At 57.4% G+C, this 13,115-nt stretch carries 14 protein-coding genes; 6 read left to right on the forward strand and 8 right to left on the reverse strand.

Going from position 1 to position 13,115, the window contains the following annotated elements:
* Window positions 1-19: 19 nt before the first annotated feature.
* Window positions 20-1,267 (forward strand): P-loop nucleotide/nucleoside kinase family protein, encoded by a 1,248-nt coding sequence (locus AC2VNO_RS09620; protein WP_486933929.1) that lies wholly within the window; start codon window positions 20-22, stop codon window positions 1,265-1,267.
* A gap of 85 nt (window positions 1,268-1,352) precedes the next feature.
* Window positions 1,353-1,652 (forward strand): hypothetical protein, encoded by a 300-nt coding sequence (locus AC2VNO_RS09625; protein WP_486933930.1) that lies wholly within the window; start codon window positions 1,353-1,355, stop codon window positions 1,650-1,652.
* A gap of 84 nt (window positions 1,653-1,736) precedes the next feature.
* Here the strand turns inward: AC2VNO_RS09625 and AC2VNO_RS09630 are convergent, their stop codons facing one another.
* The 7 genes from AC2VNO_RS09630 to AC2VNO_RS09660 all read right to left on the reverse strand — a co-directional run bounded on the left by AC2VNO_RS09630 (window position 1,737) and on the right by AC2VNO_RS09660 (window position 7,106).
* Window positions 1,737-2,705: a hypothetical protein gene (locus AC2VNO_RS09630; protein WP_486933931.1), complete on the reverse strand. Its 969-nt coding sequence runs from the start codon at window positions 2,703-2,705 to the stop codon at window positions 1,737-1,739.
* Between the two features lie 162 nt (window positions 2,706-2,867).
* Window positions 2,868-3,356, reverse strand: a complete 489-nt coding sequence (locus AC2VNO_RS09635; protein WP_486933932.1) for a hypothetical protein — start codon at window positions 3,354-3,356, stop codon at window positions 2,868-2,870.
* 209 nt (window positions 3,357-3,565) lie between these two features.
* Window positions 3,566-4,402: a CsgG/HfaB family protein gene (locus tag AC2VNO_RS09640; RefSeq protein ID WP_486933933.1), complete on the reverse strand. Its 837-nt coding sequence runs from the start codon at window positions 4,400-4,402 to the stop codon at window positions 3,566-3,568.
* Between the two features lie 13 nt (window positions 4,403-4,415).
* Window positions 4,416-4,841 carry a curli assembly protein CsgF gene (locus AC2VNO_RS09645; protein ID WP_486933934.1) on the reverse strand — a complete coding sequence of 142 codons (426 nt, stop codon included), beginning with the start codon at window positions 4,839-4,841 and terminating at the stop codon, window positions 4,416-4,418.
* A gap of 31 nt (window positions 4,842-4,872) precedes the next feature.
* Window positions 4,873-5,268 (reverse strand): CsgE family curli-type amyloid fiber assembly protein, encoded by a 396-nt coding sequence (locus AC2VNO_RS09650; RefSeq protein WP_486933935.1) that lies wholly within the window; start codon window positions 5,266-5,268, stop codon window positions 4,873-4,875.
* Between the two features lie 154 nt (window positions 5,269-5,422).
* Window positions 5,423-6,127, reverse strand: a complete 705-nt coding sequence (locus AC2VNO_RS09655; RefSeq protein ID WP_486933936.1) for a LuxR C-terminal-related transcriptional regulator — start codon at window positions 6,125-6,127, stop codon at window positions 5,423-5,425.
* A gap of 310 nt (window positions 6,128-6,437) precedes the next feature.
* On the reverse strand, window positions 6,438-7,106 hold the full coding sequence (locus AC2VNO_RS09660) for a LuxR C-terminal-related transcriptional regulator (RefSeq protein ID WP_486933937.1): 669 nt from the start codon (window positions 7,104-7,106) through the stop codon (window positions 6,438-6,440).
* A gap of 942 nt (window positions 7,107-8,048) precedes the next feature.
* On the opposite strand from AC2VNO_RS09660, the gene rdgB reads away from it, so the two are divergent.
* From rdgB to AC2VNO_RS09680, 4 genes are all read left to right on the forward strand, one after another.
* On the forward strand, window positions 8,049-8,663 hold the full coding sequence (gene rdgB, locus AC2VNO_RS09665; RefSeq protein WP_486933938.1) for an RdgB/HAM1 family non-canonical purine NTP pyrophosphatase: 615 nt from the start codon (window positions 8,049-8,051) through the stop codon (window positions 8,661-8,663).
* Window positions 8,660-9,859 (forward strand): radical SAM family heme chaperone HemW, encoded by a 1,200-nt coding sequence (gene hemW / locus AC2VNO_RS09670; RefSeq protein ID WP_486933939.1) that lies wholly within the window; start codon window positions 8,660-8,662, stop codon window positions 9,857-9,859. The genes rdgB and hemW overlap by 4 nt, the downstream gene beginning before the upstream one ends.
* Before the next feature lie 29 nt (window positions 9,860-9,888).
* A complete protein-coding gene (locus AC2VNO_RS09675) occupies window positions 9,889-10,566 on the forward strand; it encodes a YiaD family glycine zipper/OmpA-like lipoprotein (RefSeq protein ID WP_486933940.1) in 678 nt (225 codons plus the stop codon).
* Window positions 10,567-10,658: 92 nt separating this feature from the next.
* Window positions 10,659-11,504 carry a 23S rRNA (adenine(2030)-N(6))-methyltransferase RlmJ gene (locus tag AC2VNO_RS09680; RefSeq protein ID WP_486933941.1) on the forward strand — a complete coding sequence of 282 codons (846 nt, stop codon included), beginning with the start codon at window positions 10,659-10,661 and terminating at the stop codon, window positions 11,502-11,504.
* A gap of 18 nt (window positions 11,505-11,522) precedes the next feature.
* Here AC2VNO_RS09680 and mnmE read toward each other — a convergent pair whose 3' ends face one another.
* Window positions 11,523-12,893: a tRNA uridine-5-carboxymethylaminomethyl(34) synthesis GTPase MnmE gene (mnmE, locus tag AC2VNO_RS09685; protein WP_486933942.1), complete on the reverse strand. Its 1,371-nt coding sequence runs from the start codon at window positions 12,891-12,893 to the stop codon at window positions 11,523-11,525.
* Window positions 12,894-13,115 lie beyond the last annotated feature (222 nt).

Below are 13,115 nucleotides of genomic sequence, written 5' to 3' on the forward strand. Positions count from 1 at the left end.
ACCGCCATCAGGAGTGAACATGGACGCCACTTCAGTGCAACACGCCACCTCACCCTCAGCCATGGATTTGAATGAGCTGATCGATTCGCTGGTGGCGTCCCATCGCTCCTTCGTCGATGACTTGCCGTATGTGGGCGCGTCGGGTTGCCTGGCGGCAACGCGGTCGCTTGTCGCGGAAGAGGTGAGCGTGCTCGAAGAGCGTCTCAGCGGGGAAGAGGACTGCCGTCGCCTGATGCGTCTTAAGGAGTGGCTGGAGCAGGAATTGGTAAGGCTCGAGCCTTGGTTGAACGAGCGCGGTGAGCCTCGTCCGAGTTGGATAGTGGGCCGGCAGGTCCCCCCCCTGTGCGACCGGCAGCGTCTACTCATGACCAATGCGCTCGATCTGGAACCATCGGATTCGATGGCCAGCCGCTGTCTCGATCCGGGCTTCGACTTGGTGTCGTTACTGGTGGGGCTCTACGTTCGTGAAGAGACCCGCCTTGCGCATTACGCCCTGGATCGTTACCTGAGGCTGACAGGCGATTACTCCCTCATGCGGCTCATCTCGGTATTTGCCGTATGCCGTTGCCTGGCAGGAGCGCGTCGAGCCCTGCAGCGTATAGCGCCCGGTCGCGAGCCTGCCTTCCTCATGGCAGAAATCATGACGGAGTGTCGGCGTTATCTCGACCTTGCCGATGTCGTGTCCAATTTCCGATTCCCGCCGCTGATCATCGGAGTGGGCATGTCCGGTAGTGGCAAGAGTCATTTCATGGCGGAGATCGTCGAGCGACTGGGCGCCGTTAGGCTCAGCTCGAATGCCGAGCGCAGACGCCTGTTCGGGATTCATCCACAGGCAGTGGCTGCGGATGCGGCTGTGGATATCTTCACCTCTGAAGCCTCCGATCGTACCTACCAACGCCTGGCCAGTCTGGCCGGCCTTCTCCTCAATGCAGGGATTCCCACCTGCATCGATGCCACCTGCCTGACCCGTGCCCAGCGCCAGCTCCTGCGCCAGCAGGGTGAGGCACGTGGATTACCGGTGCTCATCGTCAGCTTCGAGGCGGACGAGGAGACCTTGAAGGCACGTATCGTCAAGCGGGCCGTGAGGAACGGCGTGGATTCGAGTGAAAGCCTTGCCGTATTGAGTCGTCAGATGGAGAGCTTCGAAAGCTTTTCCCCCGAGGAGGGACGTAACCTGTTGCGGATCGATACCACGGAGGAACATGTCGGTGATACCTTGGCGCTGTTAGTCGAAAAGCGTTTCAATCTAAGCTATAGCGGAAGCTGAGAACGCAATGAAAAGGCGTTTGATGGTTGTCACGGCTGGCCTGATCGGGCTGAGCACAACGTTTGCCGTTGCAGGAGTAAGCACCATGCCGGAGATGGACAATCGGGCTGCTTCACCGGAAAACGAGATCGTCATCGTGTTCGAGGGTGAGCCGAACACACGATTTCAGGCTACCTTGACGGTGCATGATGGCAACCAGGCAGTCACCCATGAACTGGAAGAGAGCGTGCCCAGGGAATACCGCTATCAGGCAGAGGCGCTGGAAGCACATATTCGGCAGACGAGTCGCGAGGGCGCGCTGAGCGTTGAAGTACGCAAGCACGGCAGTGTCAGCCGTTCCAGCACTCACGGCGAGAACAGCGAGATCAGGCTGCGGGTCAGGTAGCTGCGTGCCGGACGTGAAGCATGCGGAGGCGCAAGTTCGACGATTCGCAAAGGTCCCGCCTAGGCGGGACCTTTGCGATCAGGCTCAGTTCTGAAAGACGTGAGCCGTGTTGCCGCCGCCCACCTGGGTAGTAGTCGCAATATTGGTGTTACCCAACTGCACATGGGTGGCCGTATTGGTAGCCAGGCTCATCAGACCCCCGAGATAGCCTGGTGCGGCTGATTGAGTGATGGAGGAGTAGTGGTTGTTGCCGGACTGGTAGGAATCGGCCAAGTCGTTATAACCACTTTGTGTGACTTCTGAGTAATTCATGACGCCGTTCTGGTTAATGAACGCATCATTATTGAAATTACTCTGATCGATACCCGCGACATTGTTCCTGCCATTTTGGACGATGTCGGCCGTATTTTTCATGTCGCGCTGAACAACCTCAGCCCAGTTGTTACGCCCGGTTTGGTCAATGGTAGAGTCATTGAAACTGCCGCTCTGATCGACATCGGCAAAGTTGTTGGTTCCTGACTGAGTGATGTCGGAAGCGTTCTTGAGACCATCCTGCAGAACCTGAGCGGTGTTGTACTTGCCATCCTGTACCGTATCGGAACTGTTGGCAAAGCCGCTCTGGCTGATGTCGGCCAAGTTGTCCCATCCATTCTGGTAGGTAGAGGCAGTATTCTTGGACCCTACCTGATCTACTTGCAGAACGTTCTGCGTTCCGATCTGCTTGCTATCGGATGAATTGAACTGTCCGGTTTGAGATACAGCGGCGCTGTTGTTGGTTCCATTCTGGTAGACGTCGGCCTCATTGCCCATGCCTTTCTGATCGATATTCGATTCATTGTAGCCCCACCAGCCACGCTGATGGACGGTCGCTCCATTGGCTACGCCATCCTGGCTGACCCCGGAGCTATTGTTACCACCCCAGCCTTGGGTGTACTGGGATACGCTCACGTCGTTGTTGTAACCTGACTGATCAATGTCCGAAATGTTGTTATTGGCCAGAGCGGTGCCAGAAAAGGCGATTGCGGCTGCCATGACGGTCATCTTGAATTTCATTTTAATTCCCTCTCGTTTTAAATCCCTGGTTGAGCTTAATTGCCGCCAGGATGGAATTAGGAACCGATAGCCTGGCTATCGAATCCGTTTGCCACTTCCGGATCGAGCTTTTTTCTTTGGTCATGCTTGTGGCGCTTCTCCATGGGATGGAGACGACAAGTGCTAGTAGCGATAGACTTGAACGGCTGCCTGCCCACGCGAGAATTGAGTTACGGTTATAGAGCTCGTGCGATGGTTTCCCAACTGATGAATACCGGCACTTCCGTGGACACCGTGCTGATTGATGGTAGCTTCCTTGCCATAACCGGCCTGTACGATGTTGGCGTCGTGCCCATGCCCCTTTTGCAGTATGGAGGCTTCAAGTTGGGCGCCGCTTTGTATCACGCGGGCCTCATTGGCGTGTCCTGCTTGACTTGCACTGGCGATGTTGGCATAACCCTGCTGCACGATGTGCGCGCCGTTATGATTGCCATGTTGGAGAATGGTGGCCTGGTTACCTTGGCCGAGCTGATAGATCGTAGCTCTCTGCTGGGGTGCAGAACCCGCCGAGCCGATATCAAGCTCCGACCCTGGCTTTAAATCATCCGCCAGTGCAGTGTGGGCCATTAGCGCCATCCCTATCGATATTGTAACAATTCCGTTTTTTTTCATGGCACTTACTCTATCGATTTTACGTTGTGTTACAGTTTCGATGTTTATTAAAAGTCCTGCCATCGTTCGTAAGGTTCAAGTACAGGATTATTTTTTTAGCACTCCTTTGTCTTCGAAAGCATGAGTTTTTTACTTGATGAATGCGTCGCATCCATACTCCGGAATAAAAAAAGCACCCGAAATAGGTGCTTTTTAAGAGTGGATATCTATCAAAGCATGGGAGCAGAGGCATCACGATATGCCGTTAGTATTTCATTGTTACTCTCAGCCGGGTTGGCGAGATTCCAAAGCCCACGATCAACCCCTTGTGTGACGAGATGGATGACTGCGGATTCAATCGCTGACATCACGGCCATCTGTACTGGCTCGTTGTGGGTATAGCCAGCCTCGGCTTCAAGCAAACGGCGGAAGCTGACGAAGCGATAGACACCTGCGCGTAATTCGTACGAATAAACCGTCTTGCTGGTAGTCACATTGGCCAGTACTTCGCCGGTTGCGATATCCACAGCACGAAGGTTGACGGTAACTTGGTCGACTTGGTACTGGGTCGACGATCCGATGCCGAAATATTCGGCGCCGACACCACCCGTCTTCATATTGGAATCGTAAGCGATGATCCCGCCTTCCATCAGGACACGTGCCGCGTTCAGGGAGCCGAGCTCGTCCTCACGTCCGGTGCGTTCCAGGTTTGCACGAATGATACGGCGCTCCGTGAGCAGGTTTTGCAATCCCACCCGCTCGAGTGGCACGAACCACCCTGAATCGGCCAATGCGGAACTCAGCATGGCGGCCCCGCCCTGAGTCACCGCCGTAGAAAAGGTGCTGGCGGGCTGAGGTCGATATTGTCCCGTCTGGTCTCGGAAATCGTAAACGGCGGTAAAGATGGGTGCCGCTGGACGGGGTAACCTGACCAGATCCATATAGGTCCCTGACCTTGGCACCAAGGTAGCCGGTGCCCCTTCCAGGCCCTCCGGCGAGGTGACCATACCGACGCAACCGCTCAGGAATACCAGCGCCGAGAAGAGGACGATTCTCAATCTTTTCATACCTCAGTCTCCCTTAGAATGGTGTTCCGAAATCGATACGCGTCACTTCATTGGTTCTCTTGTCGGTAATGACCATTTGAAATGCACCCCCGCCCACATTGACGAACCTGACGTTGAGTGCAGAGTTATCGATGACGCTCTCGTTTCCCCCGGGATTATCGGGATCGAGTGCACCGTCGATGGCACGGTTAATGAGATCGGCGCGCAGGTCCTGCAGAAAGAAGTCGACTTCGGAGAACCTGCCGAAGTCCGGGGCGTTGGGATCGCGATTCGTATCCTGAGCCTGGGCCTTGTTGAGCAGGTGGTTGCCGAGCAACGGGTCGCCGCCGAACGAAGGGTTGATAGGGCGGTAAATGAGCTCTCCCGCCTGAACGCTGGCAACCTGGGCCAGTAGCGTACCGATGAGGCATAGTATGTGCAGGTAACGTGGCATCTTCATGGTGTGTGCTCCTTGTCGTGAATCCTTCCTGCTAAATTTCTTCATCCGCCAGGTCCGGGTCGCTCTCGAGTGCCTGCAGAATGCTGCGCTGTACCAGAAGCTGTTCGACCTGCTCCACGGCCGCCTCGGCATAGTGATCGATGTCACTCAGTCGGGGAGGCAGCGTGGCCTGGAAGAGAATTCGATTGTTCTCGGAAACCCACACTTGGCTCCCCCAGCGCGCATCGGGTCTCTCGTGTACGGACAGTGTCGTATGCGTAAGGAAATGACTTTCTGCGCCTAACTGGCTGAAACGGCGATAGAAAGTCTTTCCCATCATGGTGATGGTACGGTCGACGATGACTCCCGACAGGCCCGGCTCGCCGAGGCGAAATTGACGCGATAGCTCTTCCGTTGCCTTGTCCGCCTCCAGCGATTCTTCTTCCATGGAAGATCCGGGGGCCGAAGGCACCGTTGGCGTGGTCGGAAGGCTGGGGCCGGGTTGGTCCGTTTCCGCCAAGGCCAATGAGGTGTATATCAGGAGCAAAATGGTCAGCCCCGTTTTGCTGCAGAAGAAAGCCATCGCGCTTGCCCGCTGTTAATCAGTGGCTGGGTGAGTGTCTTTGTGTACGTTGCAGCGACAAGGGTGGCGGCGGGCCTAGATTCTGCCTCGCCCAGTTCACGGCTTGCATACGATTGCTGACGTTGATCTTTCGAAAAATGTTGTAGAGGTGGGATTTCACCGTGTACTCACTGACGAAGAGGCGTTCCGCTATTTCGGTATTGGAGGCACCCGAGCCGAGCAACCCGATGATCTCCAGCTCGCGTTGAGTGATACCGCAGGCGGGCCGATAGCAGTTCATCTGCTGCCGACGATAAAAGTCGATCATTCGTGTCATGAGCGTCCGCGACATCCAGATATCGCCGTCCAGCAGGCGCTGTATTCCCTTTCGGATCAGCTCAAGGCTGTCGGTGCGATAGAAGACACCCTGAATCAGCACCAACTTCATTAGCTGAACAGCTTGTTCCTCATGCTTCAGATTGAAGATCGTCAGCATCCACTGTGGCTTGTCATGGTAGTGAGCATGCCAAGTTTGCAGTGCCGCTTCGTCAAGATGGTCGATATCGAGCATGACCAGTACGCGGTCTTGGGAGGATCGTTCGACAGCAATAGCGGTTTCGTTTGAAACGACAGTCGAAACGACACGCAGCTCGCATTGCAAGTGTTGGCGAAGATAATCGGCAAAAAGTTGAGTTTGCGGATTGATATCGGTGGCCAGTAGGATAAGTCCCTTACCCAGTTCCATTTTATTCCCCTTGGCGGATTAGCCGCTCACGGTTTCGTCCTATGCAAGTAACCATTGGGTGGCAGTACCCTGGTGAGCCAGCATGGTTAATGTAAAGTTATGTTATAGAATGTGTTCGAACGTCTTGAAAGCTGATATTTCTCATACTTGCCTTTTGAAAAGATGAGCCTTTATTAGCCATGGGACAAAGCTATCGATGAAACGGCATCAACCCGAATCGCCATACGTCAGCCGTACGAAAGCGTGCCAGCTGGGCTGGCCCGGAGTATGTTTTTCCTAGTGCTTTACGACAATGAGGCTAATCGTGTGTCTAGTGCCTCGTATCTCGCTTGTAGCTCGGGGGCACACTGAACAAGTTGCGCCTCGCCCAGTTCATGGCCTGCAGTCGATTATGCACCTTGATTTTTCGAAAGATGTTATAGAGGTGAGACTTGACGGTGTGTTCGCTGACGAATAGCTTCTCGGCGATTTCTGCGTTGGTTGCCCCGGTACCCAGCAGACCGATGATTTCCAGCTCACGCTGCGTCAGGCCGCAGGCCGGGCGATAGGAGTTCATCTGCTGGCGACGCAATAGCTGAATCATGCGAGACATCAAGGCCCTTGACATCCAAAGACTGCCACTTTGCAAAGCCTCGACCCCCTTGCAAATCAGCTCCATACTGTCATCGCGGTAGAAGATACCCTGAAGGTTGAGCGACGAAAGGAGCTCCACCGCATGGTCTTCTCCACGGACATTGAACGCGGCAAGGCTGATGCTTTCCTTACCGTCCACGGCCGTTTGCCACTTCTGCATGCCGACTTCGCTCAGGTGATCCAGATCGAGGATCACCAGTACGCTTTCGTCATCCAAGCGGGGCATGGCCTCTGTGTCAGTGGCGATCACTTCATAGCTCAACTGGCGCTGAAGATGCTCGATGAATAGCTTGGATTGAGGATTGATGTCGGTCACGAGAAGAATTTTTGCTTCCTGGCTTCCCATATATCTGGCCTCCCTGGGTTTGTATTTCTAAATGTAAAAAAATGTAATTAATGTACGTCCATGGAGTCTCGGACAAATTTTTGAAATTCGGTAATAAGTTTTTCGCATTTACTCAGTCATTTTTATTCCATTTGGTTTTAGATTCTCATACCGGTATGACGCATCTAAGGCTGTGAATGCGCCTTTGAGGTGTGTTGACCTGCTCTGAGCGGTAGAGGAAAACCATGAAAAGTCAGTCCATTGCGAATAATTTGTGCCGATATGGCGCTATTTTGTTAAGAAGGATTTCCGAGTGTCGCTTTTTGTCAACGCATTAGGGTCTTGACTCTCGAGCACTGTCATTTCCCCACTCGTCACTCAAATCCTTCGTCCTCTTCCTCGTTCGCTGTATCTTTTATTAAAAATAGGCGTTTCAGTCGCTTAGAGGCAGTTCACCGATTCGTCCAGACAGAAAGGTGCGCCTGCCGCCGCTTCGATCTGTTCGATACGCTGTGGCTGACGCCGGTCATTCACCCTTACCGTGGCTCAGGTGGAGACAGATACTTCGAATTCTTCAATATTTCACTAAGTTTAGTTGCTTAGTAGAGTTTTGTGCTGAATGAATCATTCGGCTTATTTTGTTCAAAAACATGGGGTTGTTTATCTTCGGTGCTGAATTCGGCTTTGCAGTAGTCGTGCCTCTTGCTATCAGACCGGTGACCGTCTACGTAACAGACATCAATTCGCCTGCTTGAGGTTATTCATGACAATTCATAATGTAAATATATGTTACAGAGGATGGTTCCATAATCCCAGCACCATTATGTGCAGCAACGCTTTTTTGAATTAGTTCTTGCGCATGAGCCGTGACCATCTTCCGAGTGGTGTCGCTATAGGTTGCTGGCTACTTTTTTGCCGCCTCGTGTAACATGTGCGCTGCGTCAAACCTCTCAAGGAGTCGTCATGCCCCCTGTAGATGAGCTGGTGCTGGCCAGTGGAAATCCCGGCAAGATCCGAGAGTTCGGCCAGCTTTTCGCAGCCCTAGGGTTGCGCATCCGCCCCCAGTCCGATTTCGGTGTAGTGGATGTCGAAGAGACCGGCCTTACCTTCATCGAGAACGCATTGCTCAAGGCTCGGGAGGCCTGTCGCATCAGTGGGTTGCCAGCGCTGGCGGACGATTCCGGGCTTGAGGTCGATGCCCTTGCGGGACAGCCGGGGATCTATTCGGCCCGCTATGCCGGGGAACCGAAGAGCGATCAGCGCAACAATGCCAAGCTTCTCGAGGCCATGGCTGGGCTGAGCGGAAGCGCCCGCAGTGCGCGCTACTGGTGTGCACTGGTTTATCTGCGCCACGCCGACGATCCTGTGCCGCTCATCGTCCAGCGCAGTTGGGAAGGGGAAATCCTCCTGCAGCCGCGTGGAGAAGGCGGATTCGGCTACGATTCTTTGTTCTGGCTACCCGAACTCGGCAAGAGCGTGGCGGAGCTCGGATCAGAGGAGAAGAACCGCTTGAGCCATCGCGGACGAGCCCTCGAAGCCATGGTGGCAACTCTGGGTGAGACGACCCTTAACCGATGACAGCTGCGACTGGCCAATCTTCCGCGCTGCCGCCACTGGCGCTTTACGTTCACGTTCCATGGTGCGTACGTAAATGTCCCTATTGCGATTTCAATTCTCATGGGGTTGGCCGCGGCGCCGAACTCCCGGAAGCGGCGTATCTTGCCGCCCTGCTGGCGGATCTTGATGCCGACCTGCCACTGGCCGCCGGTCGTACTCTGACCAGCATCTTCATCGGCGGAGGAACGCCGAGCCTGATGTCGGCTGACTTCTATGAGCGCTTCCTCGAGGCGTTGGCCAAGCGACTGCCGCTTGCCGAGAACATCGAGATCACTCTGGAGGCCAATCCCGGCACGCTCGAGCGAGGACGCTTCCAGGGCTATCGAGAGGCCGGTATCAATCGACTTTCGCTCGGTGTGCAGAGTTTTCAGTCGCACCAGCTGGCGGCTCTGGGTCGCATTCACAGCGGCGAGGATGCGGTGGCTGCCGTCAAGGAAGCGCGTAGCGCCGGCTTCGACAATCTCAATCTTGATTTGATGCACGGTCTACCTGACCAGACACCGGAGCTGGCCCTGGCCGACCTGGAGTGCGCCTTGGCGCTGTCGCCGGAGCACCTTTCCTGGTATCAGCTCACGCTCGAACCCAACACGGAGTTTCATTCCCATCCGCCGCCGTTGCCGCATGAAGAAACTCTGTGGGACATCCAGGACATGGGGCACGAGCGACTGGAGTCAGCGGGACTTGGACGCTATGAGATATCCGCCTATTCGCGGCCTGGCCGGCGCTCGCGCCACAACCTCAACTACTGGCGCTTCGGTGATTACCTGGGGATCGGTGCCGGCAGTCACGGCAAGCTGAGCGCGTTCGATGAGTCAGGGCGGCTGCGCATCGAACGTCGCTGGAAGACGCGCCAGCCCGAGTCCTACCTGCGCCGCCTTCAGGATCCACGGGGATTCCTTGCCGGTAAAACGCAGATCGAGGAGAACGACCTGCCGCTGGAGTTCGCCATGAATGCGCTACGTCTGGTGGACGGGGTAAGCATGAGCGACTGGCGCGCGCATACCGGACGGTCGCACGAGGAGCTTTTGGAGCGTCTGGTTGCGGCGCGAAATAAAGGACTTCTCGTGGAAGATGCACAAAGGCTTCAGGCTTCGCCCCAAGGTCTATTATTCTTGAACGAGCTGCTGGCGCTCGTGAGTGATGCCGGTACAGAATGACTTCGTTACCCCTGACCCGGAGATAGTCCATGTTCAAAGCGTCTCGACTCGTTGCCCCTCTTGCTGCCGCCGTTCTGCTCGTCGGCTGTGCAACGACCGATCCCTATTCAGGCCAGACCCAACGTTCCAGCACCGTGACCGGGGCAGGGGTAGGCGCTGCGGTCGGTGCCGCGGCGGGTGCACTCTCGGGTAGCGGCAGCACCAGCCGCCGTGATCGTGCCTTGATCGGAGCGGCCGTGGGTGCAGCAGCAGGTGCCGGTGTCGGCGCCTATATGGATCGCCAGGAGCAGCAGCTGCGCGAAAGCATGCGTGGTACTGGCGTCGACGTTGAGCGCCGCGGCGACGACATCGTGCTCAATATGCCCAGCAGCGTGACCTTCGGCTTCGACTCCAGCGAACTCACCATGCCGGCACGCAATGCGCTCAACGACGTGGCCAACATCCTCACCCAGTACACCGATACGCGGGTCAACATCGCCGGCCATACCGACAGCACCGGCAGCGTGAGCTACAACCAGCAACTCTCAGAGCGGCGTGCCGAATCGGTGGGTAACTACCTGGCTCAGTCCGGCGTGGCGCGTAACCGGCTCTACATGACCGGCTACGGTCCCAGCCAGCCGGTGGCCACCAACGCCACCGAGGATGGCCGTGCTCAGAACCGTCGCGTCGAGATCACCCTGACGCCCATCGAGTCGCAGTTCCAGTAAGCTCGATTCCATCGTGGCATCAGCAGGCCCGTCACCCACCAGGTGGCGGGCCTGCGTTTTTCCGTTCTGATTCAGTCGAAGGTCGAACCGCCATGCTCTCCTACCAGCATGCCTACCATGCCGGCAATTTCGCCGACGTACACAAGCATCTCACGCTCTATGCGGCCATCGATCATCTATTGCGCAAGGCGACGCCGATCACCTTCATCGACACCCATGCCGGGCGAGGCCTCTACCCGCTGGATGCCACCGAGACTCAGCGCCTGGGCGAGTACCGCAGCGGCGTGCTGCCGCTCTGGCGTTCGCGCCAGGCGTTGAGCGACGAGCCCTTGCTGGCGGACTGGCTGGCGGCGATCGCCAGTGTGCAGCCCTCGGACGACCGCCTCGAGAGCTACCCTGGCTCGCCCTGGTGGCTGGGCCAACGGCTGCGCGGCGATGATCGCCTGCAGCTGTTCGAGCTGCACCCGGGGGAGCACGAGCACTTGTCACGTCAGGCGTTGCCCGCCAACGTACGGCGCATTCATGGCGATGGCCTGTCGGGACTGATCGCCCAACTGCCGGTGGCCACACCCAGGCTTTGCGTCTTGATCGACCCCAGCTACGAACTGAAAGACGAGTATGCTGACGTAGCCCAGCGCGTGCTGGCGGCGATGCGCAAGGCGCGCCATGCCGTGGTACTGGTGTGGTACCCACTGCTGCCTGCAGGACGTCACGCTGAATTGCTGGAGCGGCTGCGCGACGGTGGGCTGCGCAAGGTCTGGCGTAGCGAGCTGAGTCTGCGCGAGCCGGGTGAGGAGCGCGGCATGTATGGCAGCGGCATGCTGATCGTCAATCCGCCATGGGGGCTCGATGAGCGCCTTGCAGCCGCCATGGCGCGAGTGACACCCTTGTTCGGCGAGACGAGCCGCTACCACGCCGACTGGTGGGTTGAGGAGTAGGTGACTGTGAGGCGGAAACTACTTGCCGATACAGAAGCTGCCGAAGATTTCCCCCAATAGATCGTCGGCACTGAATTCCCCGGTGATCTCGCCCAGCGCCTGCTGGGCATCGCGCAGATCCTCTGCCAATAGCTCGCCGGCACCATAGCCTGCCAGCTGCTGTTCACCGTTAGTGAGTGCTCGCTGCGCTCGGTCCAATGCATCGAGGTGGCGTCGGCGAGCGGAAAAGCGGCCCTCCGTGGTGGCTGAGAAGCCCATGACATCCTTGAGGTGGGCCTTCAATGCATCAAGGCCTTCCCCGGTGCGCGCTGACAGGCGGAGCACCGGGTTGGATGCCGTCACGTCGAGCCCGGCCCGCTCATGGCTGGCGTCGATCTTGTTGCGTACCAGGCTCAAGCGGCTCGGGTCGGGCAGGCGCGCGACGAACTCCGGCCAGATGGTCATCGGATCGGTCGCCTCGGTGGTGGCCGCGTCGACCAGTAGCAGCACGCGATCGGCCTTCTCTATCTCCGCCCAGGCGCGGGCCACGCCGATCTGTTCCACGGCATCCGGGGTGTCGCGCAAACCGGCGGTATCGATGACGTGCAGCGGCATGCCATCCAGATGGATATGCTCGCGCAGCACGTCGCGGGTAGTGCCGGCGATAGCGGTGACAATGGCAGTCTCCTGCTCGGTCAGGGCGTTGAGCAGGCTCGACTTGCCGGCGTTGGGGCGCCCGGCGATCACCACGTTCATGCCTTCACGCATCAGCGTACCCTGGCCGGCAGCGGCGCGCACTTCGGCGAGCTCGGCCTGTACTGCGGCGAGCATCTCGGCCACCTTGCCGTCGGCAAGGAAATCGATCTCCTCTTCAGGGAAGTCGATGGCCGCTTCCACGTACATGCGCAGCTCGATCAGCTTTTGCACCAGACTTGCCACTCGCCGCGAGAACTCCCCCTGCAGCGAGCGCAGGGCGTTCTCGGCTGCCGTACGCGAGCTGGCCTCGATCAGATCGGCGATGGCTTCGGCCTGAGCCAGATCGAGCTTGTCGTTGAGAAAGGCGCGCTCGGAGAATTCTCCCGGCCTGGCCAGGCGGGCACCGAGCTGGACACAGCGCTCAAGGAGGAGATCCATGATCACCGGGCCGCCGTGGCCCTGGAGTTCCAGAACGTCTTCGCCGGTGAAGGAGTGCGGCCCGGCGAAGAACAGCGCGATGCCTTCGTCGATCACGCTGCCATCCCCTTGGAAAGGACCGTAGTGGGCTCGCCGCGGCGATGGGCAGTGCCCGACCATGGCTGCGGCGATCGCCGCGGACAAGGGGCCCGAGATGCGAATGATGCCGACGCCGCCACGCCCAGGCGCAGTGGCCAGCGCAGCGATGGTGTCTTCCTGGTAGAGCCTTTCCGGCATGCGGCATCCTCTCGATTGTGAGCCCGGTATGACGAATTGTCGTTTCCATGCATCTTAAACGCCAGACCCCTGCCGAGGCAGGGGTCTGGATACGTCACGTCAGAGCCGACAATTACTTGGTCTTGGTCTTCAAGCCTTTGCCGACACTGGGGTCGTTCTCGATCCTACGGGTAATCACGTACTGCTGTGCGATCGAGATGATGTTGTTGACCACCCAGTAGA

The organism is Halomonas sp. TH-94, from assembly GCF_057473365.1.